Source organism: Proteus sp. LHD240705, assembly GCF_047921555.1.
Lineage (GTDB): Bacteria > Pseudomonadota > Gammaproteobacteria > Enterobacterales > Enterobacteriaceae > Proteus.
Window position 1 is genome coordinate 131303 of sequence record NZ_JBLRMI010000005.1, and the last position, 25657, is coordinate 156959.

Annotated in this window: 22 protein-coding genes, 1 tRNA gene and 2 pseudogenes; 16 read left to right on the forward strand and 9 right to left on the reverse strand. The window is 37.8% G+C overall.

From position 1 onward, the window contains the following. Positions 1-52 precede the first annotated feature (52 nt). The gene (locus ACNART_RS11455; RefSeq protein ID WP_198620750.1) at positions 53-1465 is read left to right on the forward strand and encodes a 3-deoxy-7-phosphoheptulonate synthase class II; all 1413 of its coding nucleotides are present in this window, start codon (positions 53-55) and stop codon (positions 1463-1465) included. Positions 1466-1546: 81 nt separating this feature from the next. Here ACNART_RS11455 and tsaD read toward each other — a convergent pair whose 3' ends face one another. After that, positions 1547-2566, reverse strand: coding sequence for a tRNA (adenosine(37)-N6)-threonylcarbamoyltransferase complex transferase subunit TsaD (gene tsaD / locus ACNART_RS11460; protein WP_198626212.1), 1020 nt, complete (start codon positions 2564-2566; stop codon positions 1547-1549). Positions 2567-2908: 342 nt separating this feature from the next. Between tsaD and rpsU the strand changes: the two genes are divergently transcribed. From rpsU to ACNART_RS11495, 7 genes are all read left to right on the forward strand, one after another. Further along, on the forward strand, positions 2909-3124 hold the full coding sequence (gene rpsU / locus ACNART_RS11465) for a 30S ribosomal protein S21 (protein ID WP_001144069.1): 216 nt from the start codon (positions 2909-2911) through the stop codon (positions 3122-3124). A 112-nt stretch (positions 3125-3236) separates the two neighbouring features. Beyond that, on the forward strand, positions 3237-4985 hold the full coding sequence (dnaG, locus tag ACNART_RS11470) for a DNA primase (RefSeq protein ID WP_368927814.1): 1749 nt from the start codon (positions 3237-3239) through the stop codon (positions 4983-4985). Between the two features lie 186 nt (positions 4986-5171). After that, entirely contained in the window at positions 5172-7028 is a 1857-nt protein-coding gene (rpoD, locus tag ACNART_RS11475; protein ID WP_198620772.1) for an RNA polymerase sigma factor RpoD, read from the forward strand. A 317-nt stretch (positions 7029-7345) separates the two neighbouring features. Beyond that, positions 7346-7422: transfer RNA gene (locus ACNART_RS11480), tRNA-Ile, on the forward strand. A gap of 554 nt (positions 7423-7976) precedes the next feature. After that, a complete protein-coding gene (locus tag ACNART_RS11485) occupies positions 7977-8336 on the forward strand; it encodes a hypothetical protein (RefSeq protein ID WP_198626213.1) in 360 nt (119 codons plus the stop codon). Positions 8337-8423: 87 nt separating this feature from the next. After that, positions 8424-9143, forward strand: coding sequence for an enterotoxin A family protein (locus ACNART_RS11490; protein ID WP_349442861.1), 720 nt, complete (start codon positions 8424-8426; stop codon positions 9141-9143). Between the two features lie 207 nt (positions 9144-9350). Further along, positions 9351-10268 (forward strand): bestrophin family protein, encoded by a 918-nt coding sequence (locus ACNART_RS11495; RefSeq protein ID WP_198620771.1) that lies wholly within the window; start codon positions 9351-9353, stop codon positions 10266-10268. 158 nt (positions 10269-10426) lie between these two features. Here ACNART_RS11495 and ACNART_RS11500 read toward each other — a convergent pair whose 3' ends face one another. Together ACNART_RS11500 and ACNART_RS11505 are read right to left on the reverse strand one after the other, a co-directional pair. Continuing rightward, positions 10427-11956, reverse strand: a complete 1530-nt coding sequence (locus tag ACNART_RS11500) for a methyl-accepting chemotaxis protein (RefSeq protein WP_198620746.1) — start codon at positions 11954-11956, stop codon at positions 10427-10429. A 267-nt stretch (positions 11957-12223) separates the two neighbouring features. After that, positions 12224-13750 (reverse strand): methyl-accepting chemotaxis protein, encoded by a 1527-nt coding sequence (locus ACNART_RS11505; protein WP_198620745.1) that lies wholly within the window; start codon positions 13748-13750, stop codon positions 12224-12226. A 417-nt stretch (positions 13751-14167) separates the two neighbouring features. On the opposite strand from ACNART_RS11505, the gene ACNART_RS11510 reads away from it, so the two are divergent. Next, complete coding sequence (locus tag ACNART_RS11510; RefSeq protein ID WP_198620744.1) at positions 14168-14842, forward strand: HAD family hydrolase; 675 nt, start codon at positions 14168-14170, stop codon at positions 14840-14842. A gap of 90 nt (positions 14843-14932) precedes the next feature. On the opposite strand, the gene ACNART_RS11515 is transcribed toward ACNART_RS11510, so the two are convergent. The 6 genes from ACNART_RS11515 to ACNART_RS11540 form a co-directional block, all read right to left on the reverse strand. Continuing rightward, positions 14933-15508, reverse strand: coding sequence for a TerD family protein (locus tag ACNART_RS11515; RefSeq protein WP_368927797.1), 576 nt, complete (start codon positions 15506-15508; stop codon positions 14933-14935). A gap of 79 nt (positions 15509-15587) precedes the next feature. Next, the gene (locus ACNART_RS11520) at positions 15588-16166 is read right to left on the reverse strand and encodes a TerD family protein (protein WP_100158820.1); all 579 of its coding nucleotides are present in this window, start codon (positions 16164-16166) and stop codon (positions 15588-15590) included. Positions 16167-16219: 53 nt separating this feature from the next. Next, positions 16220-17260, reverse strand: a complete 1041-nt coding sequence (locus ACNART_RS11525) for a TerC/Alx family metal homeostasis membrane protein (RefSeq protein ID WP_198620743.1) — start codon at positions 17258-17260, stop codon at positions 16220-16222. Between the two features lie 34 nt (positions 17261-17294). Then, a complete protein-coding gene (locus tag ACNART_RS11530; protein WP_109373009.1) occupies positions 17295-17750 on the reverse strand; it encodes a tellurite resistance TerB family protein in 456 nt (151 codons plus the stop codon). 25 nt (positions 17751-17775) lie between these two features. Further along, positions 17776-18948, reverse strand: a complete 1173-nt coding sequence (locus ACNART_RS11535) for a TerD family protein (protein WP_196564181.1) — start codon at positions 18946-18948, stop codon at positions 17776-17778. Continuing rightward, positions 18949-19533 (reverse strand): TerD family protein, encoded by a 585-nt coding sequence (locus ACNART_RS11540; RefSeq protein WP_198620741.1) that lies wholly within the window; start codon positions 19531-19533, stop codon positions 18949-18951. A gap of 324 nt (positions 19534-19857) precedes the next feature. Here ACNART_RS11540 and ACNART_RS11545 point away from each other — a divergent pair, with 324 nt between their 5' ends. The 7 genes and pseudogenes from ACNART_RS11545 (at position 19858) to ACNART_RS11575 (ending at position 25644) form a co-directional block, all read left to right on the forward strand. Beyond that, entirely contained in the window at positions 19858-20925 is a 1068-nt protein-coding gene (locus tag ACNART_RS11545; protein WP_198620740.1) for an ATP-grasp domain-containing protein, read from the forward strand. Positions 20926-20939: 14 nt separating this feature from the next. Then, positions 20940-22076, forward strand: a complete 1137-nt coding sequence (locus tag ACNART_RS11550; protein ID WP_368927798.1) for a phosphoribosyltransferase domain-containing protein — start codon at positions 20940-20942, stop codon at positions 22074-22076. Next, positions 22069-22839 (forward strand): hypothetical protein, encoded by a 771-nt coding sequence (locus ACNART_RS11555; protein WP_234980414.1) that lies wholly within the window; start codon positions 22069-22071, stop codon positions 22837-22839. Before ACNART_RS11550 ends, ACNART_RS11555 begins: the two co-directional genes overlap by 8 nt. A 2-nt stretch (positions 22840-22841) precedes the next feature. Next, positions 22842-23586, forward strand: a pseudogene (locus tag ACNART_RS11560) (cysteine protease StiP domain-containing protein); the annotation flags it as partial. 125 nt (positions 23587-23711) lie between these two features. Further along, positions 23712-23918, forward strand: a pseudogene (locus tag ACNART_RS11565) (RNA-binding protein); the annotation flags it as partial. Further along, the gene (locus tag ACNART_RS11570) at positions 23918-24862 is read left to right on the forward strand and encodes an HpcH/HpaI aldolase/citrate lyase family protein (protein WP_109373002.1); all 945 of its coding nucleotides are present in this window, start codon (positions 23918-23920) and stop codon (positions 24860-24862) included. The pseudogene ACNART_RS11565 and the gene ACNART_RS11570, both read left to right, overlap by 1 nt. A gap of 284 nt (positions 24863-25146) precedes the next feature. Beyond that, entirely contained in the window at positions 25147-25644 is a 498-nt protein-coding gene (locus ACNART_RS11575; protein ID WP_109373001.1) for a tellurium resistance protein TerW, read from the forward strand. Positions 25645-25657: the final 13 nt, after the last annotated feature.

Consider the following 25657-nt stretch of genomic DNA (forward strand, 5'->3'; position numbering starts at 1 on the left):
GCGAGGTTTAATCCTCGCTCATCTTCTCTCGTCAGTTATAGGAGTACTCACGATGTTTAGTACTTATGATATTGATGTTTTGACCGGACGTAATGATAAAACACCTCAATTAGCCAATCACATACTATCAAGCAATGTGGTTTCATTATCATGGCGACCTTCATCGTGGAAGGCATTACCGTCCAAACAATTACCAGAATATCCAGATATTCATGCGCTTACTTATTGCCAAGAAAGATTAAAAGACAGTCCACCATTAATTCTGGCATCAGAAATAAGAGCTTTTAAAAATTTATTAAAACTAGTCGCGAATGGAGAAGCTTTTCTCCTTCAAGGTGGAGATTGCGCAGAATCTTTTGATAATTGCCAATCAACCATTATTCGAGATTTAACTTTTACCTTGGCACAGATGTCTGCATTAATAGAGCAATCAACAGGATTACCCGTGATAAAGCTGGGACGTATCGCAGGACAATATGCCAAGCCTCGCAGCCAACCTTTTGAAACACTAAATGGCTTAACCTTACCCAGCTATCGTGGCGAAATTATTAATGGTCTAGATTTCTCAAGCAAAAGCAGACAGCCCGATCCACTAAGAATGATCACGGCTTATCATCATTCTGCGGTAACATTAAATTTGTTACGAGCAATGAATTATACTCAATATGCAGGACATAAAACCGCACTAGAGATTAAAACCTACCCAGGTTCAACAGAGCCTGCACACTATTCTAATTTGTTGGAGCAGCTCTATCATTCTCAGCAATATATTATCAATAAGCGTCCCGATACTTCCTCATATTATATCAGCCATGAAGCATTACTTTTGCATTATGAAGAAGCAATGAGTCGCCAAGATTCTGAAGATAACAAATGGTATAACTGTTCAGCACATATGGTTTGGGTTGGAGAAAGGACAACCGATATTGACCACGCTCATATTGAATATCTTCGCGGGATAGAAAATCCTATTGGTATAAAATGTAGCTCAAGAATGTCAGGAGAAAAACTCATTCAGCTGATTGATAGGTTAAATCCTGAAAATGAAATAGGTAAAATTATTTTAATTGTACGTATGGGAAAAGATGCCATTCATTCTCATCTACCTGAATTGGTCGAAACTATACAACATCATCAGCGCTCTGTTATCTGGCTTATCGATCCTATGCATGGCAATACACAATCTACCAGTACAGGTATCAAGACTCGACATTTTTCTGATATTGCCTCAGAAACTCGTGCTTTTATTCATATTCTTCATGATATGGGTATTCAGGCAGGAGGAATACATTTAGAAATGACAGGACAAGAAGTCACTGAATGTACAGGTGGGTTACAACAAATTAATCCTACGGACTTAAGTCATGGCTACCAAACGTTATGTGATCCTCGACTTAATCGAACACAATCATTAGAGCTCGCTTTTCTTGTGGGACAACACTGGACGACAATGTCTTATAGCTAGCTTTAAAATAAAGATACAAAAAAGCGCTTTGATAACACACCAAAGCACTTCAATTTTGAATTATTTTTTAGCTTATAACTATTAACGCGTTAATGCAGGCAACTCAGCTAAAGGCCAGCGAGGTCTTACGGTCACACTTAACGGGCCTTCTGTACCGCCTTTAAAGCGGATCATTCCTGCTAGTGCAATCATTGCGCCATTATCAGTACACAATTCAGGACGCGCATAAAAAACTTCGCCACCTAATTGCTTCATTACGGTTTCCATTTTTGCACGTAATGTACGATTAGCACTTACACCACCTGCCATCACCAAACGTTTAAAGCCTGTTTGTTCTAAAGCTCTACGACATTTTATCGCAAGCGTATCAACAACCGCATCTTCAAATGCCCGTGCAATATCAGCGCGAGTTTGGTCTGAATCATCATTTTGACGAATAGTATTAGCTGCAAAGGTTTTTAAACCCGAGAAACTAAAATCAAGTCCAGGTCTATCTGTCATTGGGCGAGGAAAGACAAAGCGACCTTCTGTGCCTTGTTGCGCCATTTTCGATAATACTGGGCCACCAGGGTAATCTAATCCCAGCAGTTTTGCCGTTTTATCAAAAGCTTCGCCAGCAGCATCATCAATAGATTCACCTAATAAGGTGTATTCGCCAATTCCCGTCACACTAATTAACTGTGTATGGCCACCAGAAACCAAAAGTGCCACAAATGGAAACTCTGGTGTTTTCTCTTCAAGCATTGGAGCCAATAAATGGCCTTCCATATGATGAACAGGAATAGCTGGGACATCCCACGCAAAAGCTAATGAGCGTCCAATGGTTGCCCCTACAAGCAACGCGCCAACAAGACCGGGGCCAGCAGTATAAGCAACCGCATCAATATCTTGCGCCGTAAGATTTGCTTCTTTCAGTGCCGCTTGAATAAGAGGTACTGTTTTACGGATATGATCCCGTGAAGCAAGCTCAGGAACTACCCCACCATAATCGGCGTGCAGTTTAATCTGGCTATAAAGTTGATTCGCTAATAGGCCGGCTTTATCATCATAGATTGCGATACCGGTTTCATCGCAAGATGTTTCAATACCTAAAACTCGCATGACACTTCCAAATTCTTCTTCGCTAACTCGCGTAATGAATCGATTGTATCATTATTTCGGTGATTTTATACGCCTTCGCAACATCTTTTACATACCAGCATGTGACAAATTCCTTTTTCTGGTCTATAATTATTCACCTATTTTAAGTGATTTAAATGTGTGGTTAGCGACTGTCGCTTTTTGTGTACTTATTAAAAAGACACAAAAGTGAGAGTTTGCGTTTCAATTTTGTGCATCTCTTTACAAAGTGCCCTGCTTTGAAGTAAAATTCCGCACCATTTTAAATGTCGGCTGGCTTAAATAATGCCAGCGCAAACCGATTTCTATTGAGGTGAGAGGCACATGCCGGTAATCAAAGTACGTGAAAACGAGCCATTTGACGTTGCTCTTCGTCGTTTCAAACGCTCTTGTGAAAAAGCAGGCGTATTAGCAGAAGTTCGTCGTCGTGAGTTTTATGAAAAACCAACGACTGAACGTAAACGCGCTAAAGCATCAGCAGTAAAACGTCACGCTAAAAAATTAGCTCGCGAAAACGCACGTCGTACTCGTCTGTACTAATATTTTGCGGCTTATACCGCAACGTATGCAGACACTGTAGTCGCAGTTAAAGGCCGTGCTTTCTCCTGAGAGCGCGGCTTATTCTCGTTCAACAACAGGCGTAAAAGGGCTTATGGCTGGACGAATTCCACGTTCATTTATCAATGATTTGCTAGCTCGAACCGATATCATCGATCTTATCGACGCTCGCGTGCCGTTAAAAAAACAAGGCAAAAATCATTCAGCGTGTTGTCCGTTTCATAATGAAAAAACGCCCTCTTTCACAGTAAATAGCGACAAACAGTTTTACCACTGTTTTGGTTGCGGCGCGCATGGCAATGCTATTGATTTTTTGATGAATTACGACAGACTCGATTTTGTCGAAACCATTGAAGAGTTAGCAGCAATGCATGGGTTAGACGTTCCTTATGAATCAGGAACAAGCAGTAGCCCTATTGAACGACATATAAGACAAAATCTCTATCAAGTGATGGAGAAATTGAATCAGTATTATAGTAGCGCTCTCAATAAACCTGATGCACAGGAAGCAAGAAACTACCTTGCGCATCGTGGGCTTAGTGAAGATATTATTACCCGTTTTTCTATTGGATTTGTACCAACAGGTTGGGATAACGTCCTAAAACGTTTTGGTCAAAGTGCCGATAATAAAGCCTTACTTCTTGAAGCGGGTATGGTAATAACTAACGATAATGGTCGCACTTATGATCGTTTTCGCCAACGAGTCATGTTTCCTATCCGAGATAGACGTGGTCGTGTTATTGCCTTTGGTGGGCGTGTTTTAGGTGATGATTTACCTAAATACTTAAACTCACCAGAAACAGAGATATTCCATAAAGGACGTCAACTTTACGGACTTTATGAAGCGCAACAATCTAATAATAACGTCACAAAGCTATTAGTTGTTGAAGGTTATATGGATGTTGTGGCATTAGCGCAGTTTGGTATTGATTATGCCGTTGCCTCATTAGGAACCTCCACCACAGCAGAACATATCCAGTTGCTCTTTCGGACAACGGATAACATTATTTGCTGCTATGATGGAGATAGAGCTGGACGTGATGCCGCATGGCGAGCATTAGAAACCGCCCTTCCTTTTTTAAATGATGGTCGCTCTTTACGTTTTATGTTTTTACCCGAAGGTGATGATCCCGATTCATTGGTTCGTCGTGAAGGTAAAGAAGCTTTTGAAAAACGTATGGAACAAGCACATTCATTATCAGAATTTTTATTTGATTCACTCGTTCCTCAAGTGGATCTGAGTACTCAAGAAGGCAATGGTAAGCTATATAGTTTAGCCAGACCATTAATAGATAAGATCCCAAGTGAAACTTTACGTCTATATTTATTAAGAGAGCTTGGAAGCTTAACGGGAAATCCCGATATTGAGCAGATGGATCGTTTATTTGGTAGAACGCCGGTTAATCACGATTTATCGTATCAACCGACAAAATTACGCACAACACCGATGCGTATATTGATTGCCCTATTGATACAAAACCCAGAATTCTCTAAATTAGTGCCCCCTCTCGAGGGATTAAGTACAGAAAAAATTGCAGGTCTATCACTTTTTATTGAATTAGTTTCTGTTTGCCAAGCACAACCTGGCCTAAATACGGGACAAATTATCGAACTCTATAGAGAGAATAAATTCGGTAAACAGCTTGAAAAATTGGCAATGTGGAACGATATAGATATAGATGAGATTGCAGAAAAAACCTTTACAGACACGTTAGATCATCTTTTTTTAACCGCAATGGATGAACGTTTAAACACACTTATTGCGAAAGATAGAACAGAAGGCCTAACGCAAGATGAACGCGAAGAAGTCCAATTGATAATACAGGCACGCGTTAAAAAGTAAACACAGAATTAAGATTAAAAACACGGCTTAATTGCCGCTATCGGTAGGTACTAAAAACCTACATTTGCTACGCTGAGGGGACCGTAGCAATCGACAATGAAAATGCCCCTCCGTAGTTATTGTTGGCTGAACAGTTATCGCCGACCGACACCAACCCAAATTACTTTGAAGTGTGGATACCGTCTTATGGAGCAAAACCCGCAGTCACAGCTGAAGCTACTTGTTACTAAAGGTAAGGAGCAAGGCTACCTGACCTATGCTGAGGTCAATGACCATCTGCCGGAAGATATCGTCGATTCAGATCAAATCGAAGACATCATCCAGATGATTAACGACATGGGCATTCAGGTTATGGAAGAAGCACCTGACGCCGATGATCTGATGCTGGCAGAAAATTCAAATGATACTGATGATGATGCTGCAGAAGCCGCAGCTCAGGTACTTTCTAGTGTAGAATCTGAGATTGGCCGTACAACCGACCCTGTGCGTATGTATATGCGCGAAATGGGTACCGTTGAACTGCTCACCCGGGAAGGTGAAATTGATATCGCAAAACGCATTGAAGATGGTATTAACCAAGTTCAATGTTCCGTTGCAGAATATCCTGAAGCAATTACTTATCTTCTTGAACAGTATGATCGCGTTGAAGCTGGCGAAGCACGTCTTTCAGACTTAATTACTGCGTTTATTGACCCTAATGCCGAAGAAATGGCAGAAAGTGAAGATGTCAACTTAGGCAAAGATGATGATGAAGTTGACAACAGCGCTGAAGACGAAGATGAAGACGAAGATGAAGATGGCGACAATGACAGCGATAGCGATGATGATAACAGCATCGATCCTGAATTAGCGCGTCAGAAATTTACTGAGCTTCGTGAGCAATATGAAAAAACTCGCCAAACTATCAAGGCGAAAGGTCGCAACCACAAAGATACAGAGCTTGAAATCTTATTATTATCTGAAATTTTCAAACAGTTCCGTTTAGTACCGAAACAATTTGATTATTTGGTTAACAATATGCGTGACATGATGGACAGAGTTCGTGCTCAAGAACGTCACATCATGCGTCTTTGTGTTGATCAAGTTAAGATGCCAAAGAAAACCTTCATTACGCTGTTTACAGGTAACGAAACCAATGACACATGGTTCACTGCTGCTCGTGCAATGAATAAGCCTTGGTCTGAAAAACTGGCAGGTATTGAAGAAGAAGTACAACGCAGCTTACAAAAACTGCAACAAATTGAAGTTGAAACTGGACTGACAATCGAACAGGTTAAAGATATTAACCGTCGTATGTCTATCGGTGAAGCAAAAGCACGTCGTGCGAAAAAAGAGATGGTCGAAGCGAACTTACGTCTCGTTATCTCTATCGCGAAAAAATATACCAACCGTGGCTTACAGTTCCTTGACCTGATTCAGGAAGGGAATATTGGTCTGATGAAAGCGGTTGATAAATTTGAATACCGTCGTGGTTATAAGTTCTCAACTTATGCAACATGGTGGATCCGTCAGGCAATTACTCGTTCAATCGCTGATCAGGCGCGTACAATCCGTATCCCTGTTCACATGATCGAAACGATTAATAAACTGAACCGTATCTCTCGTCAAATGTTGCAAGAGATGGGGCGTGAACCTTCACCAGAAGAGCTTGCAGAACGCATGCTGATGCCTGAAGACAAGATCCGTAAGGTACTGAAAATCGCTAAAGAACCAATCTCCATGGAAACCCCAATCGGTGACGATGAAGATTCACATTTAGGTGATTTTATCGAGGATACTACTCTCGAATTACCACTGGATTCTGCAACATCAGAAAGCTTACGTTCAGCAACTCACGAAGTGTTAGCAGGCTTAACATTGCGTGAAGCGAAAGTCCTGCGTATGCGTTTTGGTATCGATATGAATACCGACCATACCTTGGAAGAAGTGGGTAAACAGTTTGATGTTACCCGTGAACGTATTCGTCAGATTGAAGCGAAGGCACTGCGTAAATTACGCCACCCAAGCCGTTCTGAAGTGTTACGCAGCTTCCTTGATGAGTAATCGACTTACTTTTCAATAAAAGTTATAACAAACGCCTGTGATATCACAGGCGTTTTTTTATGGAATTTCGATACGGTATCTACAATCTATCTAATCTACGATAGATTTCACCTACATATATTTATAAAAAATAGCCTTATTATTTATATTATTGTACCTGTACGTAAGCTTATCCATAACTCGTTACGCTATGTTATTGATATCACAGTTATTCTCCGTTTTATTTTTTTATTGTTTAGATTGAACAGAATTTGCGCATACAGTCATTCAAAGGCTAGACCTCGTGCCAAATGGCACGTATAATCACACTCCATTAAGGCCCCTTAGCTCAGTTGGTTAGAGCAGGCGACTCATAATCGCTTGGTCACTGGTTCAAGTCCAGTAGGGGCCACCAAATTTTAGCTGTTAAATCAGCACATTAAGCCACTTCTTAGCAAGTGGCTTTTTTGTTTCTATAAACCATTGCCCCATTTTTGCCCCATCAGATATTTTTAGCTACGTTAATATTTATAGAATCACTACATTTTAAAAATTTTTTATTATTTGTTTTGAATTCCATTCTATTTCAGTTTCAAAAATCTATAACTCACTGAAAAATAAATATTCTCTAAAATGCTCTCGCGTGAAATATGGATCATCAATCCCACGTAAAGCATGAAATTTCTTTTACTATTAATGTGTTATTTTTTATCGTGTTCCTTTTTCCACATCTCAAACTTTATTCTTTCATTAATAGAATATGAAAATTTCTTGATCCAAAAAAACATATTATTTTTCCATTACAACATATTAAAATAAAATATTTAAAAAATAATTCACCTCTGTATATTTAAATCGTTTCCATTACCTTGATGTACATATTAGCCCCCACAATAAACATTAATTATTTATTGAATGGAATACACAACAATCACATATAAATACCGTAAACAAATATAGAGGTTATAAATGAAAAAATTACTTATTATTAGTATTCTTTCCTTTTCAGCATTTTCGCATGCCGGTATTGATTTTGACGGTTATTGCAAAAAACTAAATGGAAAAGTAAAAAATGGCAAAATTTCCAGCCTCACGGTTGTAACTAATAGTTATAACGATGGGGAAAAACCAGTGTTAGCAGCCAATATAAAATTTGTCCCTACCACTGGTGGCTCTTATCATTATGGCATTATGTACAACGCAACTGCACTTTACGATATCGCTAAGGTTTCATTTCTGACACAAACAAATATAGCCGTATGTATTGGAAGTGAAAAAACTTTTCCTGGTAACGATGCCCTCTTTATGATTGGGTTATCAAGACACTAATTATCCAAAAGTAAAAGAAATCATGACTAAATAAAAAAGGGAAATGACATAACACTATAAAGCATTTATTGAAAAATAGAGGTTATAATGAAAAAAATAATTTTAATTATATTATTTATTTTATTTAATATACAAATATCATATGCAAGACCTGTTAGTAAAGTGTACCGAGCAGATTCAAGACCACCCGAGGAGGTATTTAAAAAAGGATTTGTCGCTTGGGGAAATAATATCAATTTTCATTCCCATGTAAACGGTGTTTCAGGGAGAAGAGGGAGTAAAGACTCTGCATTTATTCCGACAACATCAAGTTTTAAATCAAGTGAAAAATTCGCAAAAGATTTACTCAATGTCTCAAGCGAAAATAAATCTTATATTTATAAGATAAGGGCAACAAATAATTTTTATTCTGCACTTGAGACTGTCTATTATTATCATGATAAAATTAAAGAACGTGTTAGTGACGTATTAAGATCAGTATTAACTGAAGAGCAAGAATATTCTGCATATATAAATATTCCAAATCAATTAATAGAACTTGTCACTATTTACACTAAAGAAGGTAGTGAGATCCTTGAAGAAACAATGGTAAATCCTCATTATTCACCAGAAAAAACATATTCATCTGATGAACCCTATAAAGGTTATAACCCATTAAAAATAGATAATTTACCTCATCTAGTGATGGGATTATCTATGACTAATATAAACAATGAGTTAGCAGAAGCATCCGCAGTGCTACCTTCATCTTCATTCACTTGGGGTTCTGTACTAAGTACAGTTATGGAGGTGGCTGAAGCATTATGATTAATAAATCAAATCAACTATGTCTGCATTATTACATTAACGATACTCATGTCTAATAATATAAATTTATCTTTCTGATTCATATAGGTATATATGAATCAGAACTTTCATACTTATTAATTATTTTAATAGAATTAATTGGCTTATTACTTCTTTTATTGAGATAATATTCTCACAATTCAAATCTTGTCTTATATAATTACTATTATGGTCATTCGTCCTAATCAACACTGGTTCTTTCGGTTATTTGATTGGCATGGTTCAGTGCTTTCAAAAATAATCTTTCGTTTATGCCTTAATGTTATCATGTCAATTATCGCTATTTTGATTTATCAATGGTATGAACAATTAGGAATACACTTAACAGTTGCTCCTTTTAGTTTACTCGGTATTGCCATAGCAATATTCCTTGGTTTCAGAAATAATGCAAGCTATAGCAGGCTTGTGGAAGCCAGAACCCTATGGGGTAATATGTTAATTACTCATCGTAATATATTAAGAAATATAAAAGCATTATTACCTGAAGATAAACAATTTAATCGAGACTTTTCTAATCTATTAATTGCTTTTAGTTGGAGCTTAAAGCACGAGCTAAGAAAAACAGATCCAATGGTTGATCTTTACCGCCTATTACCTCGAACTTTATTTAATGAAATAATGAATAGCCCTTATCCCACTAATCGTATTTTATTACATATCGGTTTAAAAATAGGTGAACTGAGAGATAACAAGATGATAAGTGATGTTATTTTTCAATCAATTAATAAAGATATTAATAATTTATCTGATGTACTCGGAGGTTGCGAACGGATCTCAAATACCCCAGTTCCATTTGCTTATACTTTGATATTGCAACGTACTGTTTATTTATTTTGTACATTATTACCTTTTGCTTTGGTAGCAGATCTCCATTATATGACACCGTTTGTATCAGTTTTTATCTCTTATACTTTTTTATCTTGGGATTCATTAGCTGAAGAATTAGAAGATCCTTTTGGTGTATCTGCAAATGACTTACCCTTAAATGCCATTTGTAATACGATTGAAAGAAACTTATTAGAAATGCAAGATATTACCCCATTACCGATAACTGTAAGACCAGATAAACATTATAACTTACTATGATCAATAAATAATCATAACCACCCGTAAGCGGGTGATTTTATATTTAAGACGCTGACGCGACTTAAACTGGCTAAAGCCAATAATAATAAAGCTCACTTGAGTTTTACACTCAGAGTGAGCTTGTTTTGAATACAATATTAACAGACTAACTTAACGGATTAATATTGTTCTTTAATTTGAAAGACTGAAACTTTATCTGTTAAGTTTTGTGCTTTCTCATCTAAGATCATTGTTGATGTTGCACCTTGTTCAACCAAGGCAGCATTTTGCTGTACAACAGAATCCATTTGGTTAATTGCGACAGCAATTTGTTCGATCCCGACTTTTTGCTCTTCTGATGCAATACTAATGCCCTGCATAATATCGCTGACTTTAGTAATAGAAGAGACTATCTCTTGCATATGCTCACCCGTTTTATTAACCAACTCACGGCCATGAGCCACATCAGCAACGGATTCTCTGATAATTTGATTAATTTCACGCGCAGCATCTGCACTTCTTGCTGCTAAATTTCTCACTTCTGTTGCAACAACAGTAAATCCTCGGCCTTGCTCACCTGCACGCGCCGCTTCAACGGCTGCGTTTAATGCCAGAATATTGGTTTGGCTTGCTATGTTATTAACCACATCATTGATTTCAGCAACTTTTAATGTTCCTACCTCAATTTTCTTCATTGAGTTAATCGCATCATTCATAATGTTAGAACCATCAATCGCTAAATCGCGTGTTTCTGCGGTAATGGAGTTTGCTAAAATCGCATTATCCGTATTATTCACTACTGCGATTTTTATCTCTTCCATACTTGCTGCTGTTTGTTGTAAAGCACTTGCTTGCTCCTCAGTACGAGAAGAGAGATCTTGGTTGCCAGAAGCAATTTCTGCCGAACCTTTTTTGATCTCTAGCGCTTCTTCTTTAACAAGTTGAATAGTCGATGTTAGCGCTGTTTGCATATCCCCTACATTAGAGAACAAAGTTCCAAACTCATCATTTCGTTTCTTAGGTAGAGTGAAACTTAAATCTCCCTCTCCCACTTTTTGTAAAATCGAAGACAATGTATTGAGATTGAAGATAAAAGTTTTGTTTATCCAACGAATAACCATATAAAGCAGAGAAAGGATAATGGCTAACGCAATAATCGAGGTATAAATAGAAAGATGAACCATCCAAGCTTGCTGTGTTTTAATATCATCATTCACAGCTTTAGTGATCATAAGATATTCATCAAAGAGATCAGATAAACGATTAAAGTCACCAGAGAGGTTTGATTCTGTGTAATCTAGCGTATCGATAGGTGCAATAAGTTCATCTAGAAGATAATAGAATAACACTGATAGTTGTTCTGAATTACGTTGAGCGTCAGGACTTATCTTCTTCACGCCTACCCAATGTGTGATAGTCGCTTTTGATTTTGTCGCCAACTCTTTCGCTTCAGCAACAAGTGATTTAATTGTTTCTTGCTTATTCTCATCCGTCATTGTTTTCAACAACATTAGGTAGTTGACGTGAGAACGAATGGTCGCTAATTCATACCTTGCTTCTTGAACACTATTCAATCTGGTATTCAAAGAATCCAATGATGCGAAGTTCTCTTGCATCCTATAAATAAAAAATGACGACAATACAGATGATAATAAGAAAATGGCTAATAATATGATAGAACCTACTTTAGCTGATCTTTCAATACTCATGAAATAATCCACCCCGGTAATAAAGTGATACAAATGTACTCATTTATCGGCACGAAATAGATTTTATTTACTTATTAATCAGAATTATCGATACAAACACTTATTACAGTTTTCAATCAATGATTGCGACTAGTTTTTTATACTGATATTCATATTTTAACTTTGATAATATCTCACAATGAAATAATATTTTAGTGTTATTAATAAGTTAAAAATAAAACAGCGCACTTCAATACAATACTTCAAAGTGAGCTGTTTTAATCGTTATTACATCGGTTCCTCAATCTGAAATACCGCTACATTATCCATCAATACCTGCGCTTTTTCGTCTAACATCATCGTTGAAGATGCGCCTTGATCCACTAAAGAGGCGTTTTGTTGCACAACCGTATCCATCTGATTAATCGCCACCGCAATTTGTTCAATACCAACCCGTTGCTCTTCAGAAGCGAGACTTATCCCTTGCATAATATTATTTACTTTTGTAATTGAAGAAACGATCTCTTGCATATGTTTTCCCGTTTTATTAACGAGAGCGGTTCCTTCTGCGACATCTTTTATAGATGCTTTTAATATCTGGCTGATCTCTTTTGCAGCATCTGCACTTTTGGCTGCTAAATTTCTTACTTCAGCCGCAACAACGGTAAAACCTCGCCCTTGTTCCCCTGCTCTCGCAGCTTCTACTGCTGCATTTAGCGCTAAAATATTCGTTTGACTCGCAAGATTATTAATCACTTCGTTAATCTCACCCACTTTTAACGCGCCTTGCTCTATTTTTTTCATCGATGAGATAGCTTCTTTCATTACGCTAGCACCATCTATAACGATATCATTGGATTGATTAATAATCTCATTGGCTTCTTGAGTATTTTCGGTGTTATTGGCTACTGCGGTTTTAATCTCTTCCATACTGGCTGCGGTTTGTTGTAATGCACTAGCTTGCTCTTCAGTACGAGCAGAGAGCTCCTGATTACCTGATGCAATTTCAGAAGCTCCTCGTTTTATCTCTAACGTTTCTCTTTTTACGGTAAGAATGGTAGAAGTTAACGCTTTTTGCATATCACTCACATGTGAAAATAACTCACCAAATTCATCTTTTTTCATTTTAGGTAAATCGAAAACTAATTCCCCTTTACCAACTTTATTTAACACATTAGACAACGTATTAAGGTTATAAATAAAGGTTTTGTTTATCCAACGAATAGCAAAATATAAAATAACGAATAGAATTAATAAGGATATGAGAGTGGAATAAATAGAAAGCTGAACCATCGTATCTTGTCTATTTCTGAGCCCAGCACTATTTTTGGCTTTAACAGAAACATAGTTATCAAATAAATTATTTAATCTATCAAAATCATTGGCAAACTCTGTATCCTTTATATGTATTGCTTCTGAGCCATTTGACGCAATCAAGAGTCTATCAATTAGGCTATAAAATAACTTTGCTATTTCATCTGCACTTTTTTGTGCTTCTACTGTGACTTTCTTTTCTTTTACCCATATATCCATTGCATGTTTAGCACTTACCGCAATTTTTTTGTTTTTCTCAATAATTTCAGCATCTTTAGCATTTGTTTCGGCGGTATCTTGTATCAGAAAATTCACATTAGAACGCATAATCGCTAATTGATAACGCGCCATCAAAACATCGGTGTAACGTGTCAATAATACTTCAACTTGAGTAAAATTATTTTTCATTTTATAGATGAAAAATGTAGATAATACAGAGGATAAAATAAAAATTAATAACAGTGCAGATGCGCCTATTTTAGCACTTTGTTTAATACTCATAATAAAAATACCTATATGTACATATCGATAAACTTTATTTTTTATCGACGAAGTTATTTTTTTATTTAATTATCATTGATACATATAAGTTAATAATTTTTATTTAAAAATTTTTATTCTATAAATAACCACTAATCATATTTTAAATAAATCACGCTTTATTCTTATTTTATAAAATAATGCAACCAATAATGTTAATAATAAATACGCTATTTTTTATCAATCACGCATTACTTTATTGGGTAGCCAATATCTGCTGATGCTTTTCATCGATTACTCCTACACCCTATTATTCATAAAAGTATAAATAGTTTTATTTTCAATAAGTAACAACCGTACTATCTCATTTTGAGAACGATGATATAATATGCACCATGACCTTAAAAAACTCTGATGATTTACGGAGCTTAACTTTTTATGCAACCTCAGTTTGAAAACTCAAAAAACACCGTAAAAACATTATCAGTGTTTGATTTTGATGGCACGCTGACCTATCACGACAGTTTTATTCCTTTTTTAAAGTTTGCTTTTGGTAAACGTAAATTTTCACGCCGTTTGATTAAGATGGTATTGCCCACATTACGTTGCTTTAGACGCAAACTTACTCGTGATGAATTAAAAGAAGTACTTATTAAAACCTTTTTAACCAACATTGATGAGAATTGGCTAAAAGAAAAAGCCGAAGCCTTCTGCCAACTTTACTGGGCTAAACTAATGCGCCCTACCGGTTTATTAGCCGTTGCTGAAGAGGTGAACAGTCACGCTGAAGTCACCATTTGTTCAGCATCACCAGCAATGGTGTTACAACCCTTTGCTGATCGCTTAGGCATTAAATTAATTGGTACAACGCTCGAAGTTGTTGAAGGTGTATTAACGGGGAAAATTATTGGTAATAACTGTCGCTGTGGTGAAAAAATCAAGCGGTTAGAAAGTGTTTATGGGGATCTCACACAATATCATTTAAGAGCTTGGGGAGATTCTCGAGGTGATCATGAGTTGCTTTTTGCAGCACAAGATCCTCATTGGCGCCACTTTCATACAGGCAAAAGTAAATCGAAAAAATCACCCATAAAGATAGAAACAAAAAAATAATCTTACCCACAAAATTGAGCACAAAAAAACCCTCGATTAACGAGGGTTTTTACCATGCACTATGTACTATATGTACTAATAGTGTAGAGATTAGATATTCACGCCGTGTTGTGATGCTAATGCACCTAAACCACCCGCAAAACCTTGACCTACAGCTTTAAATTTCCACTCTGTACCATAGCGATATAACTCACCAAAGATCATTGCAGTTTCTGTAGATGCATCTTCAGAAAGATCAAAGCGTGCAATTTCAGTATTATTGTCGTTATTAAAAACGCGCATAAAACTGTTGCTCACCATACCGAAGTTTTGTTTACGATTTTCAGCATCATAAATAGTGACTGCGAATACCAATTTTTTCACTTCAGCAGGGACTTTTGATAGGGTGATTTTTACTTGCTCATCATCACCATCGCCTTCCCCAGTACGGTTATCTCCTTGGTGTTCAACGCTTCCACATTGACTCACTTTGTTATTAAAGAAGATAAAACTTGCGTCTGAAAGTACTTTTCCATCTTCACCTACCATGAACACTGACGCATCTAAATCGAACTCTGCGCCATCAGTCACGCGGGCATCCCATCCTAGACCAACCATAGCAACCGACATTGTTGGTGCTTCTTTAGTCAGAGAAACATTACCGCCTTTAACAAGGGAAACTGCCATATCAAAGCTCCTACTTTATTGAATAAACTGGCAATCACATCTTATGACTGCCAGCGGTTAGTGTCTTATAAATCCACTATCAAGAGGCATTAATACCGTATTGAGCACAAACTGAACCTAAACCACCCGCATAACCTTGACCAACAGCACGGAATTTCCACTCCGAATTATGGCGATATAGCTCACCAAATAACATTGCTGTTTCTGTTGATGCATCTTCCGTTAAGTCATAACGAGCAACTTCAATTTGGTTGTCATCATTAACTAAACGAATAAATGCACCTGATACTTGGCCAAAGCTTTGGCGACGAGCTTGCGCATCATGGATAGTCACAACGAAGATAACCTTATCGACATCATTTGGGATCATGTCTAATTTGATTTTCAGCGCTTCATCATCACCATCGCCTTCACCAGTACGGTTATCACCCGTGTGAACAACAGAGCCATCAGCAGATCTTAAGTTGTTATAAAAAATGAAATCGGCATCGCTACGTACTTTTCCATTAGCCGCTAACAGAAATACAGATGCATCTAAGTCAAAATCTTGACCATCTGTAGAACGGGCATCCCAACCAAGTCCGACAAGGACGTTTTTCATCGTTGGGGCTGCTTTGCTCAGAGAGACATTACCACCTTTAGAAAGAGAAACGCTCATTTTTTAACCTCTTTAATTTAGTTTTTGATATTCTGATTTCTCAAGAATACTAATTATTCTGACTTACCTTCATTATCCTTTTTCTCTGGGAATAAGAAACTTGCAATAATACCCAGAGCAAGAACACCAAGCACAACAAATAGGCTGGTTGTCGCGGAGATGCTGTATCCATGTTGCCAAATATGATCTGTTGCATTTAGACCCAGTTTTACAGCAATAAAGAACAACAACACAATAACCGCTTTTTCAAGGTAAACGAGATACTGTTTTAACGCTTCTAACACGAAGTAAAGCGTACGTAAGCCTAAAATTGCGAACATCATTGCACTATATACAATTAAAGGTTCACGGCTTACTGCGATAATAGCGGGAACCGAGTCGAAAGCAAACATCACATCAGAAAGCTCTACGACTGCCACACACAGCATCAGTGGCGTTGCATATAGCGCAGCTTTTGTACCACGACCGATAGTAATATCTTTGTTTTCAGGTTTCGCTAACTCTACATCAACTTCTTTTTGTGTTAGTAAGAATGCATGTCCAGTGATTTTTGGCCATATAGGGAAAAATCGTTTTACTAAGCGATAAGCAAGATGCTGCGAATAGTCTTCAATTTCTTCACTATCATCACCGCTTTTCAGCATCATAACTGCCGTCCAAGCCACGATTAAGGCAAATACTATCTCAACATATGGTCCTAAACTTAACAGTCCTGTACCGATGGCAACAAAGATCCCACGGAAAACAATAGCACCGATGATACCCCAATAAAGAACGCGGTGACGGAAGCGATCAGGCACAGCAAACCAAGAGAAAATCGCCATCATGACAAACAAGTTATCAACCGAAAGCACTTTCTCTAGCGCATAACCTGTTACGAATAAACTCGCAACCTCTGCACCATGGTGAATATAAAGGAATCCTGCGAATACCATTGCAATAGCAACCCAGAATATAGACCAAAATATGGCATTCTTTAATGTTATCGGCTTATCTGAGCGATGCATAAATAAGTCGATAAAAATAGCGCCAATCGCAAGTACAACAAAGACAATGACAGTTTCTGTCGGAAAACCAATATGTGTGGATACCATAATAATTCCTAAACGGTTCCCTATATTAAATTAATTACAAACCAAATTCTGCGGGCTCAAAGCCTAATGCAATGGCAATAGCGCGCACAGCTTCTTTTTCATCATTGTCAAAATCACCATCACTTTTCGCAACAGCAATACCGACACGAATAGCTAATTGCGCAGCTTCTGGCTGATCTTTCATTGCCAGAATATACTTCATGGTTTCGCCTTTACCGACTTCAGTATCAAATTCGAAACTCAGGATTAGCTTATTAAAGAATTCGATAACTTCAGAAGTATCAAAAACTTTAAGTTCATCCGATGCTTTTAAAAAACCGAGCATCTTCTGTTTTTCTTCAGAACTCACTCCACCGCTGGCAATGGCAATACGTGCGCAAACAGCAACAGTGCCTTGCATAAATTTTTTGTTTTTAAAGCGACCAACTTGCTTTGCTAACTCAGAGCGACCTGAATTAAAACCATCTTTTAATTTGTTAAAAAAACTCATGCTATTTTTCCTTATATCAACTTGATCACTTAGAACCCGCTGTCCAGCGAAATCCCCACCCGTAGGCATTATCCATATCACGGTGACCTTTAAAAAACTCATTGAGACGTTCAACTTTTATCGAACCATTCTCATTAACGAGTCGTGCAATCGCACACATATTGCGACCATTATTACCGTCAGTTAAACGGGTTTCGATAGGAGGTTGTTCTGGTACATGAATGGTGACAACACCATCTGTTTTGCTCCAATTCGGTACACCTTCATAAATAAACGCGAAAATCAGCACTTGCTTGATATTTTTCCATTCACGTCCATTCACAAAGATCCATTCACCACCAGCAACATCTCCCGTACGATCATCGCCTTGCAATTCAACATAAGGAATACGATTGAAATCACCAAACCCGTTTCCTAATGCTTGAATAACGGACTTATGTCCTTGCTGAAGTTCAACAAAAGCACCGATATCTAAATCGATACCTTTATTGCCACCGAACAACCCACCTAATAACCCAGAACCCCCACTTTTGCTTTCTCGATGCCAATCAAGGTTGATCCGAATTTTACCGAAGTCATCTTTCTTCGTTAGGCTAATTGCCGGTTTTTCTTTAGTTAAAGAAACCTTACTTAAGTTCACCGAACTTGGCGCTGGCGCCGGTTTTGGTGCTGGTGCTGGTGCTGGTGCTGGTGCTGGTGCAGAGTCTGCAATATCAACACCAAAATGTTCAGCTAATGGCTTTAAACCGCCGTTAAATCCTTGAGCGATAAAACGGAACTTCCAACTACCATTACGAAGATACAATTCACCTAAAATTAATGCCGCTTCAGGACGACCGTTAATATCAACATTACCGTTTGCCACAACTTCGTTATTAGCATCAACTTGAATTGATAATCGTTGTAAATTTGCGATAGTTTGTTGACCTTCACAAGTCGCCGTAAACGCAATTTTTTCAACATCTGGACGTAAGCGCGTTAGATCCACCGTAAAAGATGTGCTGTTTCCTGCTGTCGCATAAATAACGGTGCGATCATCATTAGCTGTCTGTCCATAAAACACCATATCGGTGTCGCCATTCACTTTACCTGACGCATAAAGTCTAAAAGCAGACACATCAACTGGTGCACCTGATTGAATTCTAATGATTAATGTTTGATTAGGAACAGGTACGTTCCCGCCTGGAGTCATATTCATTTATCGCACCACCGTAGCCACAATATCAGGCATCATGTCATTAATAACACGGCCTTTACAAGGCGCACCAAACGCAGTGAAATCCCATTGACCATGATTACGTTGTAAAGAAGCAATCACGATACCTGTATGAGAGCCTTGCTCTGTTAAGGTATAACGCACCAGCTCTTTATTCGTTGTTTTATCAACAACTCGGCAGAATGCGTTTTCAACTTCATTAAATGTTTGTCCACGGAAACTATTTACTGTAAATACCAAGTATTCAACATTTGTTGGTAAACGGTTTAAATCAACGAAAATTGTTTCATCATCGCCATCACCGTCACCCGTTAAGTTATCACCAGAGTGAATAACCGACTGACAACTTGATTTTAATTTTCTAAACCAAATGGTATCGATTTGATTACCATTTGCGTCAAGTAATACGCAACTTGCATCTAAATCGATAGAACCACCACCACCAAAAAGACCGCCTAATAATCCTTTTTTCTTAATCGGATCCCAGCCCAAACCAAACATTAAGTGGCTCAGTGTAGGTACTTGTTTACTGAGAGAAACTGTTTGATTCTTGCTTAATGAAACCATAATTAAATTCCTTCAGAGGTAGAGTGAAACAATAACGCCATTTGTGATTAATTCCATATCATGAAAATCATCATATCATGATGAAGTACACGAGCAAGACTATTTTTCTCACTTAAATTTAAAGTTTTGTCAATTTATTGATATCAATGATATTTTCATTGTAATAAAATATTAAAAACACAAAAAAATCATAATAATAACTTACTCAATTACCCAATTTAAAAATTAACTCAAATAAATCATATTATGATTGACACAGTTCTTCGAAATCTTCATGATTATAAGCATTGAACCCTACACTTTTATTTCACGGTATACAGAGTAATGAATAACACAATTTGGTTTATGGAAGGTTTATCATCACAACGCGATATAATTCAAAGTGTTAAAGACTTTGCAAAACAGCAGCATCAAGAGATCTTTGTGCTCGCATCTCATCGTCATACTCGAAATGAGATTTTATCGCTTGCTGATGGGGCTTTTTATGAACCTCTTGAAGAGACATTACGCTTACAATTTATCGATGATGTTGTAAGACAGCATCAAGTCCGTGCCATTCACACCGGTCGTAATAGCGCATGGTTTGAATTACACCGCCAAGAAATTGAGTCATTTGGGGTAAAATTAACAACTGGGGCCACACAACTTGAACAGCTTCAGTTAGCTGATAATAAAGTTGCATTTGCACAAGCGATGGAACAATGTGGGCTTCCTGCAGTACCTTCTATTTACATTAAATCTATCGATGAATTAGAAACGCATATAAAAGAGCCTCCTTTTGGCGAAATACCTTTATGCATCAAACCTGTAAAAGGGATTTATGGTATGGGTTTTTGGCGCTTTGATAATCAAGTTTCACCGATGGCACTGTTTAATCACCCAGAAAATCGCCAAGTCAATCCTCAACAATATCTTGATGCATTAAAGGCAGTTGAACATTTTGAACCTTTAGTCTTAATGCCTTATTTGCCTGGTCCTGAATACTCTGTTGATATGGTGGTTGAACAAGGTGATGTTATTGCAGCTGTAGCTCGACGCAAAGAGGGTGCAATACAACATCTAGAGATCTCAGGCGAGGCTTATGAATTAGGTAAAGCGTGCGCAACGGCGATGAAAGCCGATGGTCTTGTGAATGTGCAAACTCGAAATAATCATCAAGGTCGCCCACTCTTACTTGAAATTAATATGCGCCCTTCTGGTGGTATTGGTTATACCCAACATTGTGGAATTAATCTTGCAGGTATTTTTGCTTTACGCCAATTAGGATTAATAAGTATTGAAGAGGCTGAAGCCCAAAATAACCATTTTACACCAACAAAAATACGCTCAATCACCGATTCTATTGTTTTCAATTCAGCGTTAACAAACTTAATCAGTACGGATAATAATTAATAATGAAAAATAGTATGAGTGACTCATCCGTTTATCGTCGCCTTCTTTCTTGTGGCACATTAAGTGTGACGCCAAATTGTTCTATTGAGTTACTTGATGAATTATTTGATATTGCAGAAAGACGCAATCCTAAGCGTGCATTTCTATTTGTCAGTAAAGTATTAGGTCGTCATATTCCTGTTTCACCGAAAAAAATGCGTGAAACCTACCAAAAACTTGCCCATCAATTTCCTGACTCACTTGAAGGTCCTGTACTGTTTATTGGTATGGCAGAAACGGCGGTGGGTTTAGGTGCTGGCATTTTTGATGAAGTGAGAAATCGCTATCAACAAGCCATTTATTTAACATCAACACGTCATCCTGTTGATAAAGGTGAGTTGCTGTGTGAATTTAAAGAAAATCACAGCCACGCGACTGATCACTTACTCTATTTACCTACAACAGCAGAGCAACGCCAGTGGGTACAAAAAGCAAAAACCGTTGTATTAATTGATGATGAAGCGACTACAGGTAATACCTTTATCAACCTCCTTTCAGCACTACGTGAAGAAGGTGGATTAACCCATATTGAGCAGGTTATAGCGGTAACCTTAACCGATTGGAGTGGTGATTCTATCGTTGAGCGCTCCCCATTACCGATTAAAACCCTCTCTTTAGTTCAAGGGAAGTGGCAATGGGATGCCGATCCAAATGCGCCTTTACCTATTATGCCTAATGTTAATATCACTGCATCAGGGCAAGTTGCTATCACTGGTAAACAGAGCTGGGGTCGATTAGGGATGACAACGCCCGCAAGCAATCTGGGTTTATCCATCAATGCTTCTTTAGGTGAAAAAATCCTTGTTTTAGGATCGGGAGAATTTGTTTGGGAGCCGTTTTTATTGGCTGAACGTCTTGAAAAACAAGGTGCTATCGTAAAATATAGTTCGACAACGCGTTCACCTATTTCAACTAATTTTGCCATTCAATCAGCGATCACATTTACTGATAATTATGGTTTAGGTATTCCTAACTTCGTCTATAACGTGGCGCATCAACAATTTGATCGCATTTTGCTTTGTTGTGAAACACCAGCTGAAAGCATTGATAGCCAACTGATTGAAGCCCTCAATAAAGTTGCACCTATTGTTGAGGTAATTAGTTATGACTAAGCCCGTTATTTTAACTGATCTCGATGACACACTATTTCAAACACGTCGTAAGATGGTGGATGAATTAGCACTAGAACCCTATAAGACTGGCGCGCTAGATAGAAGCTTAGAACCCCGTAGCTTTATGACCCAAGAGCAAGCCATGCTTGTAGATTGGATGTTAGAGCACGCGGATTTAATTCCTGTTACTGCTCGTGGAACAGAAGAGATTAGCCGAGTCACCATTCCTTTTCATTCTTGGGCGATTACTACACATGGTGCGGTGATATTAACGCCAGAAGGCAATGCTGATACACAATGGCAAAACCACATCACTCAAAGCTTAGCGCCATATACACAGCGTTTATTGACTCTACAACAATCAATCACGCAATTAATGGCGGAACGAAATATTGATGGTTGGGCGCGAATTAACTATGAATACGGTGATTTGCCTATTTATTTAGTCATGAAGCATAACGATAGCACCCGATTAGACGAGCTATACACCATAGGTGATGAGATAGAAAAAACATTCTCAACTGAAGGTTTTTATATTCATCGTAACAGCAACAATATTGCTTGGTTACCTGAGCCTATCGAAAAAGGCAAAGCTGCCACCTATTTGCTCAATAAATTAAAAGCTGAGCGTGGTGTTTTTCCTGTGATTGGACTCGGTGACAGCCTAAGTGATCATCGCTTTATGAAATTATGTAGTTGGTATGGACTTCCTCGTCAAAGCCAATTTGCGGATGCGATCAACACAAAAATTTTTGGAGAATAAACATGATGGATCATAAGCCTTTTTCGGGCTCTTATGTATCAGGAGATGTCGATTTCCTACTTCAACCGGTTAATATCGAAATGACGCCCGTTGAGTTAAAAGAAGAGCTGATACAATCGGGTAAGCGCCACTATTCTGACATGCTAAGTCAAGAGCCAGAGCCAACAACATGGCATCTAGATCTCTTTGAAAAAGCGCTAGAAACAGGTGCTACACGCTTAGCAACTGAAGTCATAATGTTGGCTAAATCATTGATTGAACGCTTTGGTGATACCAAAATTATCTTGACAAGCCTTGTTCGTGCAGGTGTTCCTTTAGGCGTCATGTTGCAACAAACATTACGTAAAATGGGAAAAACCTCTTATCACTACGGCATTAGTATTATTCGAGATAGAGGCATTGATAGCGAAGCGCTTTCATGGATAGAACAACGCCACGGTACAGAAGGTATTGTGTTTGTCGATGGATGGACAGGAAAAGGCGCTATTACAGGTGAACTTATTCGTTCGTTATCAGGGCGAAAAGGCTATCCAGCTCAGCCTCGTCTTGTCGTCCTTGCTGATCCTTGTGGCTGTGCATGGTTAAGTGCCAGCGATGAAGATTGGCTTATCCCATTTGGGATCATGGGAGCGCCTGTTTCAGGATTAATTTCACGTTCAATTTGGACTGAAGAAGGCTTTCACGGTTTTGTGGATTGCCAACATTTAAAACAGTATGAATGCAGTCGTTACCTTGTTGATACTGTTGGAAAAGTCGTTGATACATTAATCGATAACGATACTCCACTAGCTACATTTAAAGAACAACAATCAGACTTAAAAAAGCTGAGCGAAAACGTCGTTAGTTCACTTGCAAACAAATATGATATTTCAAATATCAATCGTATAAAACCCGGTATTGCTGAAGCTACACGCGCTGTTTTACGCCGTGTACCTGATCATGTTCTTGTGAGAGAAATAACCGATCCTGATGTCGCGTTACTGGTTTATCTTGCGCAGGAAAAAAATATTGCTGTTATTGAAATAGGGCAAGCGCTTGGTCAATATCGTGCAGTGACTATCATTAAAAAGGTGAAATAATGATTGAACGATTATCCCCATGGAATTTAGGGGCAACGCTTTATATGCCCGCGACACGAACAGATATCGCACCCACAATCATCAATCAGAAAATTGAAGGGTTACGCTCTTTAATTATCTGTTTAGAAGATGCCGTGAGTGATGCAGATATTCCTGTTGCATTAGAAAACTTGGCAGCCTTATTAAATACCTTAGCAGAGCACAAAAAAAACAGCGATTGTAGCCATTGGCCACTGCTGTTTATTCGCCCTCGCCACACTGAAATGGGTCAATGGATCACTGAAAATCTTGATGTCAGCGCCATCGATGGTCTTGTTTTGCCTAAGTTCACACAAGTTTCTCTGCCAATTTGGTGGAATATTATTGAAAATACGCATTTATGTATGATGCCAACACTTGAAACAGAAGAAGTGTTTGATGTTATTCAAATGACAGAGCTTGCAAACCACCTACTAACTCACCCTTGTCATAACAGAATTATTGCATTACGTATTGGTGGTAATGATTTAATGAATGTCATTTCTCTTAGACGTAATCGCCAATTAACACTTTATGATGGCCCAATGGGTTACGTGATAAAAATGTTAGTTGCTGTCTTTGGCGCTCGCCAATTTGCCCTCACAGCACCTGTTTGTGAGCATATTGATGATCACCATATTATGGATAAAGAGCTGGCACTTGATATTGCTAATGGCCTTGTCGGTAAAACAGCGATCCATCCAAAGCAAATTCATAAAATTGAACAAGCTCTCATGGTGTCTCAATCCGATCATTCAGATGCATTACGTATTTTAAATTCAACACAAGCCGTCTTTAAATCACAAGGTGCAATGTGTGAACCAGCAACACATCGTCGCTGGGCATTGAGTATTTTAACCAGAGCTAAAATTTATGGCATTATTCCTAACCAACAAAATAATGCTCAACGTTTTAACGCAACATAAAATACTCTATAGCAGGTGATAAATTCGATAAGATAAAATAATTATCTTATATTGATTTCGATTTATAAGTTTCTAGTTAAAGCATGTTATCTTTAACTAGAACTTATAAGAACAACGTGAATCTTTTTATTTAAAAAAGTGTATTTTTTTTATTTCAGTTATTAATTTATACTACATTTAATAGGCAGCTTATTTTATTTATCCTTGTCAACACAGAACAAGAATAATAGAAATTATTGCTGAATATTTTAACACACCAATGACAAAATAAGTGGTAACTAAGCATGCAATTAAGCACTCGTCAGGTCAGAGTCTTTACACTGGCAACCCTTTTAAGCTCAGGAAAAAAGGTTCCAACCATTAAGATTATTTCTGCTCTTGAATGCTCAGAGCCTACGTTAACTCGTGTATTAAAAGAGATAAGAGATTCTTATGGTGCTGAAATAAAATACAGCAAAGCCTCTCGTGCATATCAAATGACTGAACGAGGTCAACTCGATAGTAAGGCGTTACGCCGTATGCGTGAGGCATTATCCGCCAGCGAAGATCTACGCCACAATGGAATGACAAGCCGAGTTTATCTCGATAAAGATAAGAAGAAATCTGTTTCACTTTCATTAAAAATGTCAGCATTGCGCAAGATTGATAGATTATCTTATTTAAATAATTCCACACGTAGTGAAGCTGTTGAATTATTAGTTGATCACTATATTGAAAATTTAATTCAATCAACACTCGCTGAAATAGCAGAGAAAGAAAAAGAAAAAAAGAATTCGAATTAAATAAAAAAAGCAA